The following is a 21,239-nucleotide window of genomic DNA, read 5'->3' as shown; positions in this document are numbered from 1 at the left end:
TAGCGACCGAATGGCCAAGGACTTTAGGGTCTGTGCGAAAAGTCGTCGAGCGAAGGTCAGGCAAGGCAAAAACAGGCGAAGAAGCGGAGTTTACGTGCTGTAAATGAGCATTCTGAGTCTGTTTTTAACGCAGCATCACCGAGCGCAGGCACTTTTCATACAGAGCCTAATCCGTGGCCAGTTTCAGGGCTACTCGCCCGCGGTTCGGGCAGGTTTCCATGTAGCGATGCGCTTCGACGAAGTCTTCGAAATCGAACACCTTGTCGATCACAGGCGTCAGCAAACGGTCCGCCGTCATCTGGTTGATGTGCGTAAGTGCGCGCTGCACAGCATCATTGTTCGGCTCGATCCCCAGTTCCGGGCAGCCAGTGAAATCCAGCACGCAGTGACGGAAAAACTGCAGGTGCTTCTTGAAGGCTGCGCAGGCAGGAAATGCCGTGTCGTTGCCGCCATTAATACCGTACAGGATCAACTTGCCGCGCGGTGCAGCGATATCACCCAGTAGCTTCATCTGCGGGCCGGCACACTGGTCGAGAATCACCTCGACGCCCTTGCCCTCGGTGTAGCGCTCGACTTCCAGGACCAGGTCCTGCTCTTCGGTCGCAATCACCTTGTCAGCACCCAGGCCACGCAGGAACTCGCGATCCTCCGAGGAACTGGTGGAGGCGATGACCTTGGCACCCAGCGCCTTGGCCAGTTGCACGGTCTGTGGTGCCATGCAGTGGCTGGCCTCGGTGATCAGCACATGCTGGCCGGGCTTCAGATGCGCGAGATCGTTCAGTGCCAGGTAGCCGAACAGCAGGCTAGTGTAATGAACGCTGGCCTCGACCGGGCTGAGCACGTCGGGATAACGGGTCAGGGCATGGCTGGGCATCAGCACCAGATCGCCCCAGGTCGGATAACGATTCGGCGTGCCCGTCGGGAAGCCAGCAACGGCGGTGCCGACTTCGAAGTCGCTTACATCATCACCCAGCGCAGCCACTGTGCCGGCCAGTTCAAAACCGGTGCCGGCCGGAAGCTTGGCCTGTTCGGACGCCAGGTTCTGACGCCACAGCACGTCCTTCCAGCCCAGGCCGACGGCCTGAGCGCGCACCAAGACTTCGCCAGGGCCGGGCACAGGGGTCGGAACCTCTTCGTACTGGAGCACATCGGCATCGCCGAACTTATGAAAACGGATCATGCGGGACATCGCTTACCTCGAGCTTGATCGCGGATTAACACTTCAATGACTGTGGACTCTATCCGCTGTACGGCGGCGACACTATCAGACTCTATCGATAGTCTTCATGCCTGTCAGTGATTCAGCGACTTTCAATCCGCAGCGCACTGCCCGTACTATTGCCCGGGCAAAGGCTCTCATTTGCAGCGCCGTGCTGACAAGGCCCGTATCCCTCGAATGGTACCCGGATGAACCGCAACGACCTGCGCCGCCTCGATCTGAACCTGTTGATTGTCTTCGAGACCTTGATGCACGAGCGCAGCGTGACGCGAGCGGCGGAGAAGCTTTTTCTCGGCCAGCCCGCCATCAGTGCGGCGCTCGCTCGCCTGCGTACCCTGTTCGATGATCCGCTGCTCGTGCGTACCGGTCGCAGCATGGAGCCGACACCGCGCGCGCAGGAGATATTCGCCCTGCTCTCGCCGGCGCTGGATTCGATCTCCACCGCTGTCAGCCGCGCCGCCGACTTCGATCCTGCCACCAGCAAAGCGATATTTCGCATCGGCCTGTCCGACGACGTTGAGTTCGCCCTGCTGCCCGCCCTGCTCCGCCGTCTGCGCGCCGAAGCCCCTGGCGTGGTGCTGGTGATTCGCCGTACCAACTATCTGATGATGCCGGGGCTGTTGGCTTCAGGCGAAATCTCGGTGGGCGTCGCCTACACCGAGGAACTTCCGGCCAACGCCAAGCGCAAGATTCTCCGCCGCAGCAAGGCCAAACTGCTGCGTGCCGACACCGTACCCGGTGCGCTCAGCCTTGATGATTATTGCGCGCGTCCGCATGCGCTGGTGTCCTTCGCCGGCGACCTCACCGGCTTCATCGACGATGAACTGGCCAAGATCGGGCGCGAGCGCCACATCGTACTGGCCGTTCCGCAGTTCAACGGTCTGGCCACCCTGCTGGCGGAAACCGATATCGTCGCCAGCGTGCCGGATTACACCGCCGCCGCCTTGACCGCAGCCGGCGGCCTGCGCGCCGAGGATCTGCCGCTGGAAACGCAGACCTTCGAGCTGCACATGGCCTGGCGCGGCGCCCAAGACAATGACCCGGCCGAGCGCTGGCTACGTTCGCGTATTCAGATGTTCTGCGGCGACCCGGATAGCCTCTGATAAATATCTGGAAACGCACGATCCAAGTGTCTCCAGGAACCTTGGTGCACCCTCATAGATCAAAATTGATATAAGTCCGCCTTTTATCATTCCCGATGATGTTCAAATTCATGGCATTCGATTCGTAGCCCTCCAAGACTCGTCGCAGACTCCGCCAATCCACAAATCCGACTGGCAGAGTCCCCCATGGAACAGCAGCACAAGAACATCTGGATATTCCCCCTGGCTCTCGCCGGCGTCCTCGCACTCAGCGGCTGCGAACAGGCTGAGCAAAGTCAGGCGCAAATACCCGCACCCAAGGTCAGCGTTGCCGAAGTGATCGAGCAGCCGATCAACGAATGGGACGAGTTCACCGGGCGCCTCGAAGCACCGCAGTCCGTCGAAATCCGCCCTCGCGTCTCCGGTTACATCGACAAGGTCGCCTTCGACGAAGGCACCCTGGTGAAAAAAGGCAATCTGCTGTTCCAGATCGACCCGCGTCCGTTCCAGGCCGAGGTCAAACGCCTCGAAGCCCAACTGCAACAGGCCCGCGCCAGCCAGGCCCGTGCCGCCAACGAAGCCCGCCGCGGCGAACGCCTGCGCCAGAGCAACGCCATCTCCGCGGAACTGGCCGATGCCCGCGCCAGCGCCGCCACCGAAGCTCAGGCTCAGGTCGCCGCAATCGCCGCCGAACTGGAAAACGCCCGCCTCAATCTCAGTTTCACCCGCATCACTGCGCCCATCGACGGTCGCGTCAGCCGCGCCGAAATCACCGAAGGCAACCTGGTCGGTGCCGGCGAGAGCCTGCTGACTTCGGTGGTATCCACCGATAAGGTCTACGCCTACTTCGATGCCGACGAACGTGCCTTCCTCAAGTATGTCGAGCTGGCCCGTCAATCCGGCTACGATGCCCGTGGCGCCAGCCCGGTGTATCTCGGCCTGTCGGATGAAAGCGGTCACCCGCATCTGGGCCAGCTGGATTTTCTCGATAACCAGATCAACCCACGCACTGGCACCATCCGTGGCCGCGCCGTGTTCGACAACCAGGATGGTCGCTTCACCCCCGGCCTGTATGCACGCCTGAAGCTGGTGGGCAGCAAGCCCTACGCCGCCACTCTGATCAAGGACGAAGCTGTCGGCACCGACCTGGGCAAGAAGTACGTGCTGGTGCTGGGTGATGACAACGCCGTGGCCTATCGCTCAATCGAGCTGGGGCCGAAGCTCGAAGGTCTGCGCATCGTCCGCAGCGGCCTGAGCAAGGGCGAGAAGATCGTGGTCAACGGTCTGCAGCGCGCCATGCCTGGCTCCACCGTCGATCCGCAACCGGTGGCCATGGCCGATGACAGCACCCTCGAGCAACTGGCGCGCCTGCGTCAGGCCGTCGATGCAAGCCAGGCCCCGCGTATCGCCGCCGACCACATCGACGCTCGCGCGCCGCGCGGCTGATAACGCCTGCGCGACCTGAGGAACCCCCATGAATTTCTCGCAATTCTTCATCCAGCGGCCGATCTTCGCCGCGGTGCTGTCGCTGCTGATCCTGATCGGCGGCGCCATCTCGCTGTTCCAACTGCCGATCAGTGAATACCCGGAAGTGGTGCCGCCCACCGTCGTGGTACGTGCCGATTTCCCCGGCGCCAACCCCAAGGTGATCGGCGAAACCGTTGCCTCGCCACTGGAGCAGGCAATCGTCGGCGTCGAGGGCATGCTCTACATGTCGTCGCAGTCGACCATCGATGGCCGCCTGACGCTGACCGTGACCTTCGCCCTCGGTACCGACCTGGACAACGCCCATGTGCAGGTGCAGAACCGCGTCACCCGCACCATGCCGACCCTGCCCACCGAAGTGCAGCGTCTCGGCGTGACCGTGGACAAGGCCTCCCCGGACCTGACCATGGTGGTGCACCTGACCTCGCCGGATCAGCGCTACGACATGCTTTACCTGTCCAACTACGCCGCGCTCAACGTCAGGGACGAACTGGCGCGCCTGGACGGCGTCGGCGATGTGCAACTGTTCGGTATGGGCAACTACTCGCTGCGCGTCTGGCTCGACCCGAACAAGGTGGCCTCGCGCGGGCTCACCGCCACCGACGTGGTCACCGCCATCCGCGAACAGAACCGCCAGGTCGCCGCCGGTGCCCTCGGCGCGCCGCCTTCCGATGCCGGCAACAGTTTCCAGCTGTCGATCAACGCTCAGGGCCGCCTGGTCTCCGAGGAAGAGTTCGAGAACATCGTCATCCGCGTCGGCGACAACGGCGAGATCACCCGCCTGCGTGATATCGCCCGCGTCGAACTGGGCTCCAACCAGTACGCCCTGCGCTCGCTGCTGAACAACCAGCCGGCCGTGGCCATCCCGGTATTCCAGCGCCCAGGCTCCAACGCCATCGAAATCTCCGACTCGGTGCGCGAACGCATGGCCGAGTTGAAACAAAGCTTCCCGCAGGGCATGGACTACGAGATCGTCTATGACCCGACCATCTTCGTACGCGGCTCCATCGAGGCGGTGGTGAACACCCTGCTCGAAGCCATCGTGTTGGTGGTGTTGGTGGTCGTGCTGTTCCTGCAGACCTGGCGCGCCTCGATCATCCCGCTGGTGGCCGTACCTGTCTCGCTGATCGGCACCTTCGCGGTCATGCACCTGCTCGGTTTCTCGCTCAACGCTCTGTCGCTGTTCGGCCTGGTGCTGGCCATCGGTATCGTGGTGGACGACGCCATCGTCGTGGTGGAGAACGTCGAGCGCAATATCGCCCTGGGCAAGTCACCGCTCGACGCCACGCGTCAGGCCATGAAGGAAGTGACCGGCCCCATCGTCGCCACCGCCCTGGTGCTGTGCGCCGTGTTCATTCCGACCGCGTTCATCTCCGGCCTCACCGGGCAGTTCTACCAGCAGTTCGCGCTAACCATTGCCATCTCCACGGTGATCTCGGCCCTCAACTCGCTGACCCTATCGCCTGCGCTGTCGGCCATCCTGCTCAAGGATCACCACGCGCCGAAAGACCGCTTCTCGCGCGTGCTCGACAAACTGTTCGGCGGCTGGTTGTTCGGCCCGTTCAACCGCATGTTCGAGCGTGCCAGTAATGGGTATGTCGGCACCGTCCGCCGTGTACTGCGTGGCAGCAGCATCGCCATGCTGGTCTATGGTGGCCTGCTGGTGCTCGGTTACCTGGGCTTCGCCAGCACCCCGACCGGTTTCGTGCCGCAACAGGACAAGCAGTACCTGGTGGCCTTCGCCCAACTACCGGATGCCGCGACGCTGGATCGCACCGAAGCAGTGATCAAGCGCATGAGCGAAATCGCTGGCAAGCACCCGGGCGTGGAGAACACCGTGTCCTTCCCCGGCCTGTCGATCAACGGTTTCACCAACAGCCCGAACAGCGGCATCGTCTTCACTCCGCTGAAACCGTTCGATGAGCGCACCGATCCGTCGATGGGCGCCAATGCCATCGCCGCCGAGCTCAACGCGCAGTTCGCCGATATCCAGGATGCCTACATCGCCATCTTCCCGCCGCCGCCGGTACAGGGTCTGGGCACCATTGGTGGCTTCCGCCTGCAGATTCAGGATCGTGGCAACCTGGGTTACGACGAGCTGTACGTGCAGACTCAGAACATCCTCAACAAGGCCCGCCAGTTGCCGGAGCTGAACCCGATGTCGCTGTTCACCAGCTACCAGGTCAACGTGCCGCAGGTCGATGCCGCCATCGACCGGGAAAAGGCCAAGACCCACGGCGTGGCCATCAGCGACATCTTCGACACCCTGCAGGTGTACCTGGGCTCGCTGTATGCCAACGACTTCAACCGCTTCGGTCGTACCTACCAGGTCAACGTCCAGGCCGACCAGCAGTTCCGCCTGGAGCCGGAGCAGATCGGCCAGCTCAAGGTGCGTAACAACCGTGGTGAGATGGTGCCGCTGTCGACCTTCGTCAAGGTCGATGACAGCGCAGGCCCTGATCGGGTGATGCATTACAACGGCTTCCTCACCGCCGAGATCAACGGTGCCGCCGCCCCGGGCTACAGCTCCGGCCAGGCCGAGGCCGCCATCGCCAAACTGCTGGAAGAGGAACTGCCGATCGGCATGACCTTCGAGTGGACCGATCTGACCTACCAGCAGATCCTCGCCGGCAATACCGCGATCTTCATCTTCCCGCTCTGCGTGCTGCTGGCCTTCCTGGTGCTGGCTGCCCAGTACGAAAGCTGGAGCCTGCCGCTGGCGGTGATCCTGATCGTGCCGACCGTTCTGCTCGCCGCCATCACCGGCGTGATCATGGCCGGCATCGACAACAACATCTTCACCCAGATCGGCCTGATCGTGCTGGTGGGCCTGGCCTGTAAGAACGCCATCCTGCTGGTGGAGTTCGCCAAGGACAAACAGGAGGAAGGCATGGATCGCGTCGCTGCCGTGCTGGAAGCCTGCCGCCTGCGTCTGCGCCCGATTCTGATGACTTCGATCGCCTTCATCATGGGTGTGGTGCCGCTGGTGCTGTCCACCGGTGCCGGTGCTGAGATGCGTCATGCCATGGGCGTGGCGGTGTTCTCCGGGATGATCGGCGTGACCTTCTTCGGCCTGCTGCTGACGCCGGTGTTCTATGTCCTGATCCGCGGCTTCGTCGAGAAACGCGAAGCCCGCAAAGCTGCCCGTCTGCAGGAGTCGCATGCATGAAAGCCTTTGCCCCCGCCCTCCTGACCCTGGCGCTGTCTGCATGCGCTGTCGGCCCGGACTACCGAGCTCCCACCACAGAACCAGCGCGCATTGCCGCGCTGGAGGCGGCCGACTATGACCGCAGCCGTTTCGAAGCCGCCTGGTGGCAGCAGTTCGACGACCCGACGCTGAACCAGCTGGTACAGCGTTCGCTGCAGGACAACCGCGAATTGCACGTGGTCTTCAACCGCCTGCGTGCAGCGCAGGCGATCCGCGATGACGTGGCCAATGACCGTTTCCCCACCGTCACCAGCCGCGCCAGTGGCGAGTTTGGCAAGGCCCAGCAGCCGCCGACCAGCGAACAACGCATCCGTCAGGAGCGCTACGACCTGGGCCTGGACATGGTCTGGGAAGTGGATCTGTTCGGCCGTATCCAGCATCAACTGGAAGCCAGCGAGGCACGCATCGAGCTGGTCGAAGCGGATTATTACCAGTTACAGGTCAGCCTGATCGCCGAGCTGGTCGATGCCTACGGCACCCTGCGTGGCGCACAGCTGCGCGAAAGCATCGCCCGCGAGAACCTGAAGAACCAGCAGGATTCACGCTCCATCACCGAGCAGTTGCGCGATGCCGGCGTCGGTAGCGAACTGGACGTGCTGCGCGCCGATGCGCGCCTGGCCGCCGAAGATGCCCAGGCCTTGGCCGAGGTCGAGCTCTACGGCGGTATCGTCGCGATCTACAAGGCGCTCGGTGGCGGCTGGCAACCGCAGGCCTGAAACGACTCTCCCCGGCCGGCACCATGCCGACCCTCCTCAGCCCCAGGGTTCGATGCTCTGGGGCTTTTTTATTTCAGTCAGCCGCATTCCACCCGATTACGGCCTTGTGCCTTGGCCCGATACAGCGCCGCATCGGCCCGTTGCACGAGCGTTTGTGCCGGGCTGTTGCCATCGTTTTGCATCGAGGCAATACCGACACTGATACTGACGTGGCCCAAAGGCGAGCGCTCATGTGGCAACGCCAGGGCTTCGACGGCCCGGACCAGTTTCTCGGCCATGCTGTGCGCCCCATCGGGCCCGGTCGACGGCGCGAGAAAGACGAACTCCTCGCCGCCATAGCGCGCCACCAGATCGGTGGAACGGCTGATGGTGGCGGCCAGGGTTTGCGCGATCTGCTGCAGACAGCTGTCGCCGGCCGGGTGGCCGTAGTGGTCGTTGTAGGTCTTGAACCAGTCGACATCCAGCACGGCCAGGGCCAACGGCTCGCCGACGCCCTGGACGCTTCCATTCCTTGTCTAGCACCTCGTCGAAATGGCGACGATTGGCGATGCCGGTCAAGGCATCGGTCAGGCTCAGGGTCTCCAGGCGGCTGTTGAGCACCTGCAGCTCTTCGGTGCGCGCGGCGACACGTTGCTCCAGTTCGCGCTCGGACCGTTGCAGGGTATCCACCAGTTGCTCCCGGGTTTGCAACAACCTGGCCTGGGCCTGCAGTTTTTCCTGACGCATGACGATGATGCGGTCGGCCAGGGCGAAGGCCAGCAACAGCATCTCCAGCGACGAGCCGAGCTGCAGGCCGTCGACCGTGAAGGCGTTGGTCGGCAATAGGCCCATGGAGCGCAGGCTGGTGCTGGCACCGCCGAGGATCAGCAGGCCGAAGGCAGCGAGGAAGAAGTAGGCGCTGCGCTGACGCTTGAGGGCGCAGGCCAGGCCCACGCCGAGCATGACGAAGGCAGTGAGCAGGTTGACCACGATGGCCACACGCGACACCTGGGGCAGCGCGAAGACATAGATCAGCGGCGAAAGCAGATACAGCGCAATCAACGCCCGCAAGCCAGGATCGACCCGTGGCAGCAGGCGCGCGGTCTGCAGCATGCCGCGCATGAACAGCAGCATGGCGCTCAAGGTCAGCGAGACCGCCGAGTAGTAGACCACGTTGCTGTTGAGCGGCAGGCCGAGCGGCGTCCAGTCCGGGGCCATGCCGTTCTTGATCGTCAGGGCGCTGGCGGTGACCAGCACGAAGGTCACATAGAGCAGATAGAGGCGATCTCGCAGGGCGATGAACGGCGTCAGGTTGAACAGCAGCATCGCGACGGCGATGCCCATGTAGCCGGCACGCGCCATATCGTCTTCGCGCTCGTAGCTGCGCAGCGCGTCGGCCGTCCAGAGTTGCAGCGGCACGTGCAGGCCGATGCTCGACTCGACGCGCAGGTAGACCGACTGCTGCGAACGTGCCGGCAGGTGCAAAGGGAAGATGAAATTGCGGTTGTCATAAGCCTTGCCGCTCTGCGGGCGATCCGCGCCGGTGAACCAGGCGCGATAGCCCCCCCCTGCCCGTCCGGCACGTAGGCATCGACCAGGGATATACGCGGGTTGTCGACCACCAGCAGGCGCGTCAACGGCTGATCGCCGGCGTTGCCCAGCTCGAGACGGAACCAGTAGGCCGAACGGGTGAAGCCCAGGGCGAAGGACGCGCTGGGGGACTCCTGATAACGGAAATGTGCGGCCATCTTTGCTGATCGCACGTCCGAAAGCTGCAGCGCCCGCGAGGCATCCTCCAGCATTCCGGCATGGGTGGTGAGCGACAGCGGCTGCTCGCTCGGCTGCGCGACATCGAGAGGGACGGCACCGGCCCATGTCGAGCAGCACAGTAACAGGCTCAGCAGCAACCAGGGGGAGAAGCGCAGACGGCGACGGGCACTCATGGCGGGTATCGACGGGGCTCGGACGAGCCCGGCTCGCGGGTGACCACGGGGAGGCAGAGTCTACAAGACAACCGGGCGGCGCCAAAGCGGGCCCAGAGGCTTGCCGGCGCTGCTGCCGGCGAAAACGTAACGCGCGCCTACGCAGGCTCTTCAGCCTTCGATAGACTGAACTGCGTATCACCAGGGAAAGACCCATGACACCGGATCAGATCGCCGCCTTCTGCCTCGCCCTGCCCGGCGCCCGCGAAGACCTCAAATGGGGCAGCAACCGGGTGTTCTCGGTGGCTGGCAACAAGATGTTCGCCATTCTTGATTTTCTTGGCGAGGATCTGGCCTTCAAGGTCGATAACGACCTGTTTCTCGGTTATGTAGACCGTCCGGGCATCCGCCCTGCCCCGTATCTGGCTCGTGCTTACTGGATCAGTATGAGCGCTCACCGGCCGCCGCTGGGCGACGATGAGCAGCGCCAGTTGCTGACGCGTTCGCATCAACTGGTGGTGCGCCGCCTGCCCAAGGGCCTGCAACCAGGCCTGCTACTGGACGAATAAGGGTATGTGGCGGGCGATGTAGGCGCCGTCGAGCAGCAGCAGATCGATCCAGAACAGTTGATGAACTGCGACGATCAGCCAGAAAACAGCCTGATAGGAAGCCTTGCGCGTCTTGTGCCGGAATGTCTGCTGAGCGATCAGCGCACCTGGCCAACCACCAGCCAGTTCGACCAGATGCAGGGTGTTTTCCGCCGTGCGCCGGTCACCGCTCTGAGCGCTGCGTTTATCCAGCCAGTACTGCAGGAAACTCAGCAGACTGGCCAGCAGATAAAGCGGCAATACCCACCAGAGCCCCTTGCCGAACAGCGTCACGCAACCGAGCAATGGCAGGATGCACAGCAAAGCGAGCGCCAAGGCCTTGCTGGAGAAGTTCTGGATGGAGCCTTGAGTCGCTGACCGGTGCGTGGATTTGGTAGCAGCCTTGCGCACTACCGGTGCCGCCGTGCCGGGCGTTTTCGGTTTGCGCCGGATAGACTGGCGATCGAGGCTGAGCTCACCAGCCAGGCGCAAGTGCTCGGCACGTGGCCGCCCTCTTTCGTCACGCCCCTCGATGAACAGCACTTCGTCGCCCGGCTGCGGGCGGCGATCACCGCGCATCACCGAGATGTGCGCGAAGACTTCAGCGCCGCCGTTTAGCGGCTGGATGAAACCAAACCCCTTGGCGTCATCCCAGCTTTTAAGGCGCCCCTTGCGCTCGGTACCGATCACGGTTGCGCCGTGCTCCAATCGATCAGGTGCAGCTGCCAGGTGGCGAGGATCACCAGACCGAAGGCAATGCGGTACCAGGCGAACACCGCATAACTGTGGCTGGTGATGAACTTGAGCAGTGCGCGTACGGTGATCATCGCCACGATGAAGGTGCTGACGAAACCGATGGCGAAGATCGGCAAGTCGCTGATCTGCAGGATGTCGCGGTACTTGACCAGCGAATAGACCGTAGCCGCGACCATGGTCGGCATGGCCAGGAAGAAGGAGAACTCGGTCGCGGCCTTGCGCGACAAACCAAACACCAGGCCGCCGATGATGGTGGCGCCCGAACGCGACGTCCCCGGAATCAGTGCCAGACATTGCGCAAAGCCAACCTTCAATGCCAGTTTCCAGGTCATGTCGTCGACCGTTTCGGCCTTGATCGCGTGTTCGCGCTTCTCCGCCCAGAGCATGATGATGCCGCCAATGATCAATGCCATGGCCACTGTGATCGGATTGAACAGCCAATGCTCGATCAGATCGGCGAAGGCCAGGCCAAAAATCACCGCAGGAATGAATGCCAGCAGCAGGTTGAAGGTGAAACGCTGCGCGTTCGGGTCGCTGGGCAAACCGACGACGACGCCGAGCACCTTGGCTCGAAACTCCCAGATGACCGCCAGGATGGCGCCTAGCTGGATGATGATCTTGAACGCCGTCGCCTTTTCGCCATTGAAGCCCAGCAAGTCACCGACCACGATCAGGTGCCCGGTGCTGGAAATCGGCAAGAACTCGGTCAGGCCTTCCACTATGCCCAGAATCAGGGCCTGAAAGGCCACCCAGAAATCCATCAAATCCCCCAAAGCGCGGCAACTACCTACGCGTAAAACTTAGAACGTGGAGCGTGGCCCCGGCCCTGGGACACAAAACCGTCATGGAGGTTCCTTGCAACGGTCTAGCCCGGTGCTCATTCAGTTCTACGCCGGGCTGCCGAAATGCTATCAGACAACTAGAGTGAATAATGCCTCGATGTGACAGTATTGCTCTGCGCCCTTCGAGGCAGCCCTGAAGCCGACAATTACAACAATCAGGAATTCGTCCATGAACAGCTTACGTAGTCTTCCCATCAGCCGCCGTCTATGGCTGATCCTGGCGCTGGCCATTCTGACGCTGATCTTGCAGGGCGCCTACATGCTGCGCCAGATCCACACCGATCTTTACGCCGGCAAATCGGAAAAGACCGAGCATGTGGTGCAGAGCGCGGCCGGTATTCTCAAGCACTTCTATGACCTGGAAAGCGCCGGCAGCCTGAGCCGCGAAGAGGCGCAGAAGCAGGCCATGGAAGTGGTGCGCGGTTTACGCTACGACGGCCAGGAGTACTTCTGGATCAACGACCAGACCCCGGTCATGCTCATGCATCCGATGAATGCCAAGCTCGAGGGCCAGAACCTTTCCGGTTTCAAGGATCCGGACGGCAAGGCGCTGTTCAACGAGATGGTCGCCATCACCCGCAGCCAGGGGGCCGGCCAGGTCGACTACCGCTGGCCGAAACCTGGCGCCACTGACCCGGTACCGAAAATCTCCTACGTCGAGCTGTTCCAGCCCTGGGGCTGGATCATCGGCTCCGGGGTCTATGTCGATGATGTACAGGTGGAGTTCCGAGCCCAGGCGGTGAAAGCCATGAGCATCGGTCTGCTGATCGCCCTGCTGCTGACTGGACTGGTGGTGCTGATCACTCGCAGCATCGTGCAGCCGCTGCAGGCCGCAGTGGACGCCATGGCCAGCATTTCCAGCGGCGAAGGCGACCTGACTCGTAACCTCGACACCCATGGGCGTGACGAATTGACCGCCCTGGCGACCTATTTCAATGCCTTCACCGCGAAGCTGCGTCATGTGATCCGGCAGATGCTCGATTCAGCGGGGTCGCTCGATCAGGCTGCCCGCTCGCTTGGCGACATCTCCAGCGAAGCGCAGCGCCACAGCCAGCAACAGGCGCAGCAGATGGAGCTGGTGGCGACCGCCGTCAACGAGGTGACCTACGGCGTGCAGGACGTAGCGAAGAACGCCGAACACGCCTCCAGCGAGATGCATACCGCCGAGGACCAGGCCAGCCAGGGCCAGCAGAACATCGAGGCGAGCCTGCGCCAGATCGATCAGTTGTCGGGCACCATCGACAAGGCCGTCGAGGTGATTCAATCACTGGCCAGCGAGAGCACGCAGATCGGCAGCGTGCTGGAGGTGATCCGTTCCATCGCCGAGCAAACCAACCTGCTCGCCCTCAACGCCGCCATCGAGGCTGCCCGCGCCGGTGAGCAGGGCCGCGGTTTCGCCGTGGTCGCGGACGAAGTGAGGCTTCTGGCACAACGTACCCAGCAGTCCACCGCTGAAATTCAGGGTATGATCGAGCGCCTGCAAGGCAACTCCGAGGCCGCCGTCAAGGTGATCAACGAAAGCAGCCGCGCTTCCCAGCTGACCGTGGAGCAGGCCAGCCAGGCCGGTGAGAGTCTCGCCCAGATCGCCCAATCGCTACGCAACCTGACCGGGCTCAACGCCTCGATCGCCAGCGCCACCCTGCAGCAATCCCACGTGGTGGAAGACATCAATCAGAACGTCACGCAGACGGCAGCACTGGCCCACAACACCGCCGAGGCTGCCGAACAGTCGAGCGCGGCCAGCCAGCACCTGAAACAGCTGGCCGACCAGCTCAATCGTCTGCTTGGGCAATTCCGCGTATGAGTCGAGCATGAGCAGCATGCAACATCAGGAGGTCGATTTCAGTCGGCCGCAGAACCAGGACCTGATCTGGGACCTGGACAGCATGGCCCGCCGCAAACTGGCCGAGCGTTTCATCAAGCTGTTCGAGAATCGCCTGTGCGTCTATTCCGAATCGGTGGGGGCAGCTGTACACCAACTACAGCCTGCACTTCCCCACCGACCTCGGTCGCAAGATGGTGGTGCTGCCCAACCCCTATGCCTTCCACGACACCCTGCACGGCATCGACAGCCAGGCCATCCGCAAGACGGGTCTGTGCGTGTTGCCGGGCAAGGTTCTGGGCAAACCGGGGTCCTGCTCAGCCCCCAGATCAAGGACGATGGGCCTGCGCCCAAGACCATGCCCTTCAAACCGGCACTGGCGCAGATCATCAGCAACCAGAAGAAAATCGGTGATCTGTTCCTGCCGGTGCTGATGAAGGGCGACCTGCGCGAATTCGACCAGCAGATGCCCTATATCCACCTGCATCGCCTGCAACTCGCGCGCCTGGAGCGGCTGTCGAGCTTCGAGCGCGACGACATCCAGCAAACCATCACCCGCAAGCTGCTGATGCTCTATCGACAAGCCGACAGCCTGGTGTGCTGAAGCGCCGGCATCAGTACAATCGCCACCCTTTTCTGATTTGAGGACGCCGGATGTCCTGGCTCGAACTCGTTGCTGCCGGGCTCGGCATCGTCGCGGTCTGGCTGACGGTGAGACAGAACCCCTGGTGCTGGCCCATCGGCCTGGTGATGGTGTTGCTCTACGCCTGGCTGTTCTATGACTGGCGCCTGTACTCCAACCTGCTTCTGCAACTGTTGTTCGCCGCGCTGCAGCTCTACGGCTGGTGGCAGTGGACCCGTGGCGGCGAACGCCATGATGGGCGCAAGGTCAGCCGCCTGGGCATGCTCGCAGCCCTGACTGGACTGTTGATCGGCGCGCTGGGTGCCGGGCTGCTCGGCTATCTCATGGTGACCTACACCGACGCCAGCTCACCCTGGCTGGATTCGGCCCTGACTGCCTTCAGCCTGGTCGCGCAGCTGTGGATGGCGCAGAAACGCCTGCAATGCTGGGCACTTTGGGTGGTAGTAGACCTCTGCTATGTGGCCTTCTTCCTCTATAGCGAGCTGTATCTTACTGCTGGTCTCTACGCTGCTTTCACCGCATTGGCCGTCAGCGGCTGGCTGAGCTGGCGTCGCGACCCGGCGTTGCAGTACGCGCCATGAAAGTACTGGTGCTGACCGGGCCGGAGTCCAGCGGCAAAAGCTGTCTGGCGGCGCACATACAGGCACGCTTCGGTGGCGTGGTGGTGGGCGAGTACGTGCGCCATTTCATCGCTGAGCAGCAGCGCGATACCTGTTACGCCGACATCGCAGAGATCGCGCGCGGCCAGCTGGCCTGGGAGGACGCGGCGCGGGCAGCCAGACCGCCGCTGCTGATCCTCGACACCCACCTGCTGAGCAACATGCTCTGGAGCCGGTGCCTGTTTGGCGACTGTCCGCAGTGGTTGGAGGCCGAATTGCTGGCGCGTCACTACGACCAGCATCTGTTGCTCGACCCCGCTGGCGTGCCCTGGGTCGAAGATGGCCAGCGTTGCCAGCCACAGTTGGCAGAGCGCCAGGCTTTTCATCAGGCTTGCCGGGGCTGGCTGCAGGGTAACGGGCAGCGTTTCTGCGAACTTTCTGGTGGCTGGGACGAGCGACGCCAGGCAGCGCTGAAGCAGGTCGCAACGCTGCTCGGCTCAGCGGATCAGAACGCTGGCCCAAGCCACTAACAGGCTCAGGCACACCACCAGCGTCAACGGCGTACGCAGTGCCGGATACCATTGCGGCGCCAGTCCAACGCGTACCGCGTGCATGTCTGCCAGATACAGGCCGATAAAGGCAAAAAGGAAAATCGGTAGCGACAAGCCCATCGGCAGTCCGCCAGCCAATGCAGCCCAGCCCAACAAGGGCGGGATCACCGAAAGCCCCAATTGCAACTTGGCATTCTCGTCGGTTTCCTCCGCCCGCATCGCCAGCCCCCAGTGGATGGCGCCCATGAAAGCCAGGATCACGGCTGCGAAACCCAGCAACGCAGCCAGCACGAAAGGCCGCCAGCCCATGGGAATCACCCAGATACCCAGCGCACCGCCAACGAATGGAACCAATCCGGCATAACCCAGCAACACGGCCAGTTGCGGCGGCTTCTCGGCGTCGAACGGGTGCATGACGATCTCCTTGGCGATAGGTGTGCGAGCACCTTAGCAGTGTTTCTCAAGCGTTACAGCCATGAGCCTCAGCGCAGGCGATGCTTGTGCAGCAAGCGATAGAAAGTTGGCCGAGACACCCCGAGCGTCCGCGCCGCCTGGCTCATGTTGTTGGCGTAGCGGCCCAGGACGTCGTTCAGCGCCTGCCGTTCGGCCCGCAGTATGTAGTCCTCCAGCGTTACCGGAGCGTCGATGCTGGCCTGTGCCGGGCGCAAGCCAAGGTCGGCTGCAAGAATCTGTCGTCCTTGAGCCAGCACCAGTGCGCGTATCACGCGATTGCGCAGCTCACGCACATTGCCTGGCCAGGGATGGCTGATCATGGCGGTGATCGCCTCTTCACTGAAACGCCGATGATGCCGCCCGATCATCGCCCCGTGCTGTTTGGCGAAATGCTCGGCCAGCAGCGACAGGTCGCCTGGATGTTCGCGCAGATTCGGCGTTTGTAGCTGTTGCGCCGCCAATTGATGAAACAGATCCCGCCTGAAACGTCCCTGCTGCAGTGCCTGCACCAACTCGCCTCGGTCCAGGGTCAATAGATGTGCTTGAGGATGGCGCTGCAGGTAGTCCAGCAACCTTTGCTGGTCAGCCGCAGAAAGCAGGGAAGCGTTTTCGAGCAGTACACTGGTAACGCTCGATGCGGCGAGAGCGGCCTCATCAAGAGGCTCGGCGCAGTCGATAGCGCGCATGGCCTGAGCAGCAAAGGATGAGCGCTGATGGAGCAAGCGGGCCAGAAGGTGCTTGCCGCTACCACGTTCCCCGCTGACAAGTAGCGGCCCTTCGATACGGCTCAGGCGATCGAGCTGCCGACGCAGACTGCGCGCTGCACCGCAATTGCCCAAGTACTGCGGCAGTTGTCGTCCGCTTTTCAATCTGCGCAAGCGAGTGGCTGCCTGCGCCTGTTGCAAGGTTTCCAGTAAGCGGGACATTGTCCCCGGCAATGTCAGCGCGGCGAAACACCATTCGCCGATCAGCTCTTCGCTGCCGATCTGCCTCAATCGCTCGGCATCCGCCAGCACGATGCAACCCAGTCCCGTCAGTTGCAGCTGTTTGAGCAATGCATGACTCGGTCGCTGATCGAGGTGAAGCAGGAATGCATCACCTGAATGGCCGTTGAGCGTTTCTGGCGTGCAGTGCCGCACTGACCAGCCAGCGGCCTGCAATGGTTGAAGCAGCGCTTCGCATGCATCGAAAGGATCGAGCATCAGTAATTGCCGGGATGCGACGGAAACAGCCTCCAACATACTCCATCCTTGGCGCCATTATTTTGTAATTCCAATAAAAACAACAATTTGGCGCTCGCAAGCGTAAAGCTAGCAAGAACTTTGACGCTTCATGGATCATTTCTCTATATGCATTGTTCCTACTGGTTATTGCAGAGTTTTCATGATCAACGCGATGGCATCTTGCCAACAGTATGCAGGGCGGCCAGTTACGCAAGAAACAGAGGTGGAACTTTCGCAGTAGAAAGTTGTAGCCGGCGAGACGCCAAAAGTTTTTATCAAGGCACACTACGCCGGTAATAAAACTTTTTTCAGCCATGTGTGACTTAGGGGTCTGCTGAGTTCATCAACAACATTGAAAGGCCAACATCAATAACCTGTTGGCCGCCATTGATTGTTGGGAACAACTCGGAGAAACCGACCCCATGAACACACCGCTGCGTTTTAACGAAGCCCTGCTGATTGCCGATCGTGCCTTCCGCCCGTTCCAGTGCGTGGCCTGGGCTCCGCAGGACGGCACCGGCGTCGTCAGCATCAGCGTCATCGACCGCACCAACACCCGCCTGCTCGGCCGCACCCAGCTGTCCAGCGCCACCTACAGCGACCCGCAACAGCTGGAAGACGCGCTGCAGCGCTCCCGTGATGAGCTGCGCAGCCAGGGTTTTGACCTGGCACCTTGGAGCATGCCGGAATGAACCCCGTCGGGGCGCCTTGCGCGCCCCCAGATTTGCCCGTTACGCTTGGCCGCCAGCGATTGCAGACTGCTGCGATCACCCACTTTGCTTAGTCTCGCGCCATGCTTGAACTGCGCCCCAACTGCGAGAACTGCGACTGCGATCTGCCTGCGTCCAGTGTTGACGCCTTGATCTGCTCCTTCGAGTGCACCTTCTGCCGCTCCTGCGCCGAATCCATCCTGGCGCTACGCTGCCCGAACTGCGGTGGCGAACTGGTAAAACGGCCGATTCACCCGGCCAAAAAGCTCGAACGCTTCCCCGCCTCCAGCAAACGTGTACTCAAGGCCTGAAATGAAAAAGGGCGACTCCTGTCGCCCCTTTTTCATGTGCAAGACGCCTATCAGTAGTAGGCGTTCTCGCGATTGCTGTGGTCGGTCACGTCACGCACACCCTTGAGCTCAGGAATGCGCTCGAGCAGGGTTTTCTCGATGCCTTCCTTGAGGGTGTAGTCGGCTTGGCCACAACCCTGGCAACCACCGCCGAACTGCAGCACGGCAATGCCCTCTTCGACCACGTCGATCAGCGTCACCTGGCCGCCATGGCTGGCCAGGCCAGGGTTGATTTCGGTCTGCAGGTAGTAGTTGATGCGCTCGTTGAGCGGACTGTCTTCGTTGACCATCGGCACCTTGGCGTTCGGCGCCTTGATGGTCAGCTGGCCGCCCATGCGATCGGTGGCATAGTCGACGACTGCGTCTTCCAGGAAAGGCTCACTGACGCCATCGATCCAGGCGGTGAAACTGGCCAGGCCAACGGCGGTGTCTTCAGGCTTCTGCTCACCCGGCTTGCAGTAGGCAATGCAGGTTTCCGCGTAAGGCGTACCTGGCTGAGTGATGAAAATTCGGATGCCGATACCCTGAGTGTCCTGCTTGCTCAGCAGCTCGGCCAGGTAATCTTCGGCAGCTTGGGTAATGATGATGGCGCTCATGGCAACTCCTCGCGAACATGTGCGCAGTGTACGCCAGAGCGCCGCCCGGTTAAAGTCCAACTAAATTAGTAGGAATTGATCGCAGCCATAGTCGTCATGCAACAAGCAATCTGGAGCGCACTTCACGTGCGCTCCGGCGCGTTTAGAGGTTCTGGTAGCGGTTCATATCCAGCACGCCTGCCTCCAACGGCTGGGTTTCGCGAATATGCTCGGCGAGATCGTGAAAATAGCGCCAAAACTCGGGATGACTGCGCCGTACACCCCAGCGCTCGACGATTTGCTCGAAGGACTTTGCGTCGCTGACAGCTTCCATCTGCTTGACGAAGGCATCCATCTCCTCCGCTTTGACCGTGAACAGGAAATTCGGATAGCTGCTCAACACTTCCGGGTAGATGGTCAGGGTGTCCAGGCGCGGTTGATAGCGCAGCTCCTCTCCCAGCATGAACGCCACATTGCTGTGCGCACGGTTGCGCAGCAGGCTGTAGATCTCGCGCGAGCCATCGCTCAGCTCTACCCGCAACATTGTCGCTTCTGGCAGTTGATCGATCACCCGCAAGCCGCCCGCCGGACGACTGGCCAGGCGCGCCAACGTCTGCTCGACATCTTGCAGCTCCCTGGGCAAACCGTCGCGATAACACTGTGCGCCCGTGCAGCGGTTGATCGGGTCAGGACTCGCGTTGATCTTGGCGTAGCGCTGCAGCAGTTGCTCGGCAAATTGCTTCTTCGGATCGTCACCAGTCAGGCCAATGGCGCTTGGTGAACGATGATCAATTGAGGTGTAGTCCAGCAGCATCTTCAACTTGCCGCTGTTCTGATACCAGTCATCCAGGTAGGCCTCACGTGAGCGCGCCGGCAGCAGGCGCAGAAAGTTCACTTCGGCGCCATTGCGGATCAGATCGAAATATAACCGCGTCTGCGCCTGATGCGAGACGTTGCCGAACACGTCGAAGTTGACCACCAGTTGGTAGTAGGTGCGCTCCAGTAGCGGATAATCCATCCACCAGAGGGTTTGCGGAATCTCGCCGAGCAGGCCTTTGCGCACTGAGGCACTGTCGTGCTGGCGGAAGATCGACAGCAGCGCGTTGTCATTGCCGCTCCAGATATGTGCCCAGTCCGCAGGAGGTGCGTCGGCGTAAGCGTCCTTGCGCAGGTTCTCGTAATCGTTGCGCTTGTCGCGATAGTTGCGCCACAGGCCCAACAGATCGCCGATATCGTCGAATTGGCCAGGCATGGCCAACAGCGGCGTGGCCTCGCGCTGGTAATTGGCATCGGTGATGTAGAGATCGTGCTCGGGCGCCTGGAACACGGCCCAGAAGTTGTCGCGAATCACGTCAGTGGCGATCTGCCCGCGGCACACCGGACCACGGATAAAGGTGCGCACGAAGTACTCGGCGTTATCCAGCATGAACTGATAGCGCGCACGCGCCGGAATCGCGGCGAAGGTTTCGAAGGGATTGGCGCGACGTTGTGCGCCATAACCGGGGACAGCATCCAGCGCCCAGTCTTCGCCGAAGAACAGCTCCTTGACCCGCGCCAGCTTGGCGTCATCCAACGGATAGGTGATATGCGTCTTGTGCACGATCACGCCCTGGATCGGCCATAGCCGGTAGTAGAACTCGGTGCCCGGATCGTCGTTGGGGCGGCGCGTGGCGATAGGATCGATGGGTTTGCCGCTGGGGGTACGCGAACGGACCATCTGGAAGAAGTGCCCAGGCTCACCGCCCTCGAAGTGCAAATGCGCGAGGAACAAATGCTCGTAGAGCCAGCGCGCAACCAGATCCTGCCGCGCACCGGGCGCATTCAAGAAATTTTCCCACTGCTCCACTTGGCGCAACTCGACTGCACTGGGCGTGAGCGCCTGCTCGGTGACCGGCGCACCCTGGGCCAGCCACTGTTCCAGGGTGGCGTACTCGTCATCGTTCAGCCCCGTCACGGCGAACGGCATGCCGCCATGGGGATTCTTCTGCGCATAGGCGGCGAATTCCCCCGGCAATGGGCAGCTGTTGCTGCGGGTGATGGCGATATCGAGATTGTCAGGGAGCTTGGCATTGGGCTCCAGCGGTTGGCTGCGACCCAGCTCCAGCATGCGCTTGATCAGCGCAGCCTGGCCGTTGCCGCCATCGAGCACCGAATGGAAGTCGCGCTGGCGCCAGGCCGCCTCGCCCTGTGCATCCAGATAAAGCCGAGTGGTCGCTTGCGCCTTGCTGCGCGTACCGTCGTACACCAGTTGCTTGCTGGCGCCGCGCGCAATGCCCTCACCGCTACCGAGATTGAGCTGGCACGGCGCGTCGTAGCAGGTATGGCAGGCTACGCACTTGTGGGTGAGGATCGGTTGGACGTCATCGACATAGGAAATCGCTTCCGCACGGGCCAGGCCAGCTGCGAAAGAAAGGAAAAACAGAGCAGCGGGCTTGAGCATGACCACGTCCTTGAGTGCGATGCTGGCAATTCTAACGAGACGGCGCTTCCAGCAACATGAATGAAATTCATGAAAAG

General features: G+C 61.9%; 19 protein-coding genes and 2 pseudogenes. 11 read left to right on the top strand and 10 right to left on the bottom strand.

Features of this window, described 5'->3' with window-relative positions; genetic code table 11:
- Positions 1-166: 166 nt before the first annotated feature.
- Entirely contained in the window at positions 167-1,189 is a 1,023-nt protein-coding gene (locus DBO86_RS13365; protein WP_108233904.1) for a zinc-dependent alcohol dehydrogenase family protein, read from the bottom strand.
- Between the two features lie 218 nt (positions 1,190-1,407).
- Here DBO86_RS13365 and DBO86_RS13360 point away from each other — a divergent pair, with 218 nt between their 5' ends.
- The 4 genes from DBO86_RS13360 to DBO86_RS13345 all read left to right on the top strand — a co-directional run bounded on the left by DBO86_RS13360 (position 1,408) and on the right by DBO86_RS13345 (position 7,710).
- Positions 1,408-2,322, top strand: coding sequence for a LysR substrate-binding domain-containing protein (locus DBO86_RS13360; protein WP_003460179.1), 915 nt, complete (start codon positions 1,408-1,410; stop codon positions 2,320-2,322).
- Positions 2,323-2,508: 186 nt separating this feature from the next.
- The gene (gene mexE / locus DBO86_RS13355) at positions 2,509-3,747 is read left to right on the top strand and encodes a multidrug efflux RND transporter periplasmic adaptor subunit MexE (RefSeq protein WP_108233903.1); all 1,239 of its coding nucleotides are present in this window, start codon (positions 2,509-2,511) and stop codon (positions 3,745-3,747) included.
- Between the two features lie 28 nt (positions 3,748-3,775).
- Positions 3,776-6,955 carry an efflux RND transporter permease subunit gene (locus tag DBO86_RS13350; protein ID WP_108233902.1) on the top strand — a complete coding sequence of 1,060 codons (3,180 nt, stop codon included), beginning with the start codon at positions 3,776-3,778 and terminating at the stop codon, positions 6,953-6,955.
- Positions 6,952-7,710, top strand: a complete 759-nt coding sequence (locus DBO86_RS13345; RefSeq protein WP_482764206.1) for a TolC family protein — start codon at positions 6,952-6,954, stop codon at positions 7,708-7,710. Before DBO86_RS13350 ends, DBO86_RS13345 begins: the two co-directional genes overlap by 4 nt.
- Positions 7,711-7,787: 77 nt before the next feature.
- On the opposite strand, the gene DBO86_RS26710 is transcribed toward DBO86_RS13345, so the two are convergent.
- From DBO86_RS26710 to DBO86_RS27150, 3 genes and pseudogenes are all read right to left on the bottom strand, one after another.
- Positions 7,788-8,177, bottom strand: a complete 390-nt coding sequence (locus DBO86_RS26710; RefSeq protein ID WP_244185553.1) for a diguanylate cyclase — start codon at positions 8,175-8,177, stop codon at positions 7,788-7,790.
- Between the two features lie 328 nt (positions 8,178-8,505).
- Positions 8,506-9,291: pseudogene (locus DBO86_RS26705) on the bottom strand (7TMR-DISM family protein); the annotation flags it as partial.
- Positions 9,276-9,491: pseudogene (locus DBO86_RS27150) on the bottom strand (7TMR-DISMED2 domain-containing protein); the annotation flags it as partial. The pseudogenes DBO86_RS27150 and DBO86_RS26705, both read right to left, overlap by 16 nt.
- A 335-nt stretch (positions 9,492-9,826) precedes the next feature.
- On the opposite strand from DBO86_RS27150, the gene DBO86_RS13335 reads away from it, so the two are divergent.
- Positions 9,827-10,180, top strand: a complete 354-nt coding sequence (locus DBO86_RS13335; RefSeq protein ID WP_108233901.1) for an MmcQ/YjbR family DNA-binding protein — start codon at positions 9,827-9,829, stop codon at positions 10,178-10,180.
- Here DBO86_RS13335 and DBO86_RS13330 read toward each other — a convergent pair.
- Together DBO86_RS13330 and DBO86_RS13325 are read right to left on the bottom strand one after the other, a co-directional pair.
- Entirely contained in the window at positions 10,166-10,888 is a 723-nt protein-coding gene (locus DBO86_RS13330) for a DUF1294 domain-containing protein (RefSeq protein WP_108233900.1), read from the bottom strand. The two genes, DBO86_RS13335 and DBO86_RS13330, sit on opposite strands and share 15 nt — an antisense overlap.
- Positions 10,885-11,715: an undecaprenyl-diphosphate phosphatase gene (locus tag DBO86_RS13325; RefSeq protein ID WP_100548901.1), complete on the bottom strand. Its 831-nt coding sequence runs from the start codon at positions 11,713-11,715 to the stop codon at positions 10,885-10,887. The genes DBO86_RS13330 and DBO86_RS13325 overlap by 4 nt, the downstream gene beginning before the upstream one ends.
- A gap of 250 nt (positions 11,716-11,965) precedes the next feature.
- On the opposite strand from DBO86_RS13325, the gene DBO86_RS13320 reads away from it, so the two are divergent.
- The 4 genes from DBO86_RS13320 to DBO86_RS13305 are packed head-to-tail and all read left to right on the top strand — an operon-like array spanning position 11,966 to position 15,390.
- The gene (locus tag DBO86_RS13320) at positions 11,966-13,600 is read left to right on the top strand and encodes a methyl-accepting chemotaxis protein (RefSeq protein WP_108233899.1); all 1,635 of its coding nucleotides are present in this window, start codon (positions 11,966-11,968) and stop codon (positions 13,598-13,600) included.
- Between the two features lie 7 nt (positions 13,601-13,607).
- On the top strand, positions 13,608-14,222 hold the full coding sequence (locus DBO86_RS13315; RefSeq protein WP_208630453.1) for a hypothetical protein: 615 nt from the start codon (positions 13,608-13,610) through the stop codon (positions 14,220-14,222).
- 50 nt (positions 14,223-14,272) lie between these two features.
- Positions 14,273-14,842, top strand: coding sequence for a nicotinamide riboside transporter PnuC (gene pnuC / locus DBO86_RS13310; RefSeq protein WP_108233898.1), 570 nt, complete (start codon positions 14,273-14,275; stop codon positions 14,840-14,842).
- Positions 14,839-15,390: an AAA family ATPase gene (locus DBO86_RS13305; RefSeq protein ID WP_108233897.1), complete on the top strand. Its 552-nt coding sequence runs from the start codon at positions 14,839-14,841 to the stop codon at positions 15,388-15,390. Before pnuC ends, DBO86_RS13305 begins: the two co-directional genes overlap by 4 nt.
- On the opposite strand, the gene DBO86_RS13300 is transcribed toward DBO86_RS13305, so the two are convergent.
- Complete coding sequence (locus DBO86_RS13300; RefSeq protein WP_108233896.1) at positions 15,358-15,825, bottom strand: DUF3429 domain-containing protein; 468 nt, start codon at positions 15,823-15,825, stop codon at positions 15,358-15,360. The genes DBO86_RS13305 and DBO86_RS13300 overlap by 33 nt on opposite strands.
- Positions 15,826-15,893: 68 nt before the next feature.
- Complete coding sequence (locus DBO86_RS13295) at positions 15,894-17,105, bottom strand: sigma-54-dependent transcriptional regulator (protein ID WP_208630450.1); 1,212 nt, start codon at positions 17,103-17,105, stop codon at positions 15,894-15,896.
- A gap of 404 nt (positions 17,106-17,509) precedes the next feature.
- Here DBO86_RS13295 and DBO86_RS13290 point away from each other — a divergent pair, with 404 nt between their 5' ends.
- Both DBO86_RS13290 and DBO86_RS13285 read left to right on the top strand, forming a co-directional pair.
- Positions 17,510-17,779 (top strand): hypothetical protein, encoded by a 270-nt coding sequence (locus DBO86_RS13290; RefSeq protein WP_003460201.1) that lies wholly within the window; start codon positions 17,510-17,512, stop codon positions 17,777-17,779.
- A 101-nt stretch (positions 17,780-17,880) separates the two neighbouring features.
- On the top strand, positions 17,881-18,108 hold the full coding sequence (locus tag DBO86_RS13285) for a DUF1272 domain-containing protein (RefSeq protein ID WP_108233895.1): 228 nt from the start codon (positions 17,881-17,883) through the stop codon (positions 18,106-18,108).
- A gap of 50 nt (positions 18,109-18,158) precedes the next feature.
- Here DBO86_RS13285 and nfuA read toward each other — a convergent pair whose 3' ends face one another.
- Positions 18,159-18,743, bottom strand: coding sequence for a Fe-S biogenesis protein NfuA (gene nfuA, locus DBO86_RS13280; RefSeq protein WP_108233894.1), 585 nt, complete (start codon positions 18,741-18,743; stop codon positions 18,159-18,161).
- Between the two features lie 142 nt (positions 18,744-18,885).
- Positions 18,886-21,162 carry a fatty acid cis/trans isomerase gene (locus tag DBO86_RS13275; RefSeq protein WP_108233893.1) on the bottom strand — a complete coding sequence of 759 codons (2,277 nt, stop codon included), beginning with the start codon at positions 21,160-21,162 and terminating at the stop codon, positions 18,886-18,888.
- Positions 21,163-21,239 lie beyond the last annotated feature (77 nt).

It is taken from the genome of Ectopseudomonas oleovorans (assembly GCF_003052605.1).
Lineage (GTDB): Bacteria > Pseudomonadota > Gammaproteobacteria > Pseudomonadales > Pseudomonadaceae > Aquipseudomonas > Aquipseudomonas oleovorans_A.
Note: the sequence above shows the minus strand (reverse complement) of the source record. Positions and strands in the feature narration are given on the sequence as shown.

Coding starts and splice junctions, on each gene's coding strand:
- DBO86_RS13365 (WP_108233904.1), bottom strand. CDS start 1,189: ATGTCCCGCATGATCCGTTTTCATAAGTTCGGCGATGCCGATGTGCTC.
- DBO86_RS13360 (WP_003460179.1), top strand. CDS start 1,408: ATGAACCGCAACGACCTGCGCCGCCTCGATCTGAACCTGTTGATTGTC.
- mexE (WP_108233903.1), top strand. CDS start 2,509: ATGGAACAGCAGCACAAGAACATCTGGATATTCCCCCTGGCTCTCGCC.
- DBO86_RS13350 (WP_108233902.1), top strand. CDS start 3,776: ATGAATTTCTCGCAATTCTTCATCCAGCGGCCGATCTTCGCCGCGGTG.
- DBO86_RS13345 (WP_482764206.1), top strand. CDS start 6,952: ATGAAAGCCTTTGCCCCCGCCCTCCTGACCCTGGCGCTGTCTGCATGC.
- DBO86_RS13335 (WP_108233901.1), top strand. CDS start 9,827: ATGACACCGGATCAGATCGCCGCCTTCTGCCTCGCCCTGCCCGGCGCC.
- DBO86_RS13325 (WP_100548901.1), bottom strand. CDS start 11,715: ATGGATTTCTGGGTGGCCTTTCAGGCCCTGATTCTGGGCATAGTGGAA.
- DBO86_RS13320 (WP_108233899.1), top strand. CDS start 11,966: ATGAACAGCTTACGTAGTCTTCCCATCAGCCGCCGTCTATGGCTGATC.
- DBO86_RS13315 (WP_208630453.1), top strand. CDS start 13,608: ATGAGCAGCATGCAACATCAGGAGGTCGATTTCAGTCGGCCGCAGAAC.
- pnuC (WP_108233898.1), top strand. CDS start 14,273: ATGTCCTGGCTCGAACTCGTTGCTGCCGGGCTCGGCATCGTCGCGGTC.
- DBO86_RS13305 (WP_108233897.1), top strand. CDS start 14,839: ATGAAAGTACTGGTGCTGACCGGGCCGGAGTCCAGCGGCAAAAGCTGT.
- DBO86_RS13300 (WP_108233896.1), bottom strand. CDS start 15,825: ATGCACCCGTTCGACGCCGAGAAGCCGCCGCAACTGGCCGTGTTGCTG.
- DBO86_RS13295 (WP_208630450.1), bottom strand. CDS start 17,105: ATGTTGGAGGCTGTTTCCGTCGCATCCCGGCAATTACTGATGCTCGAT.
- DBO86_RS13290 (WP_003460201.1), top strand. CDS start 17,510: ATGAACACACCGCTGCGTTTTAACGAAGCCCTGCTGATTGCCGATCGT.
- DBO86_RS13285 (WP_108233895.1), top strand. CDS start 17,881: ATGCTTGAACTGCGCCCCAACTGCGAGAACTGCGACTGCGATCTGCCT.
- nfuA (WP_108233894.1), bottom strand. CDS start 18,743: ATGAGCGCCATCATCATTACCCAAGCTGCCGAAGATTACCTGGCCGAG.
- DBO86_RS13275 (WP_108233893.1), bottom strand. CDS start 21,162: ATGCTCAAGCCCGCTGCTCTGTTTTTCCTTTCTTTCGCAGCTGGCCTG.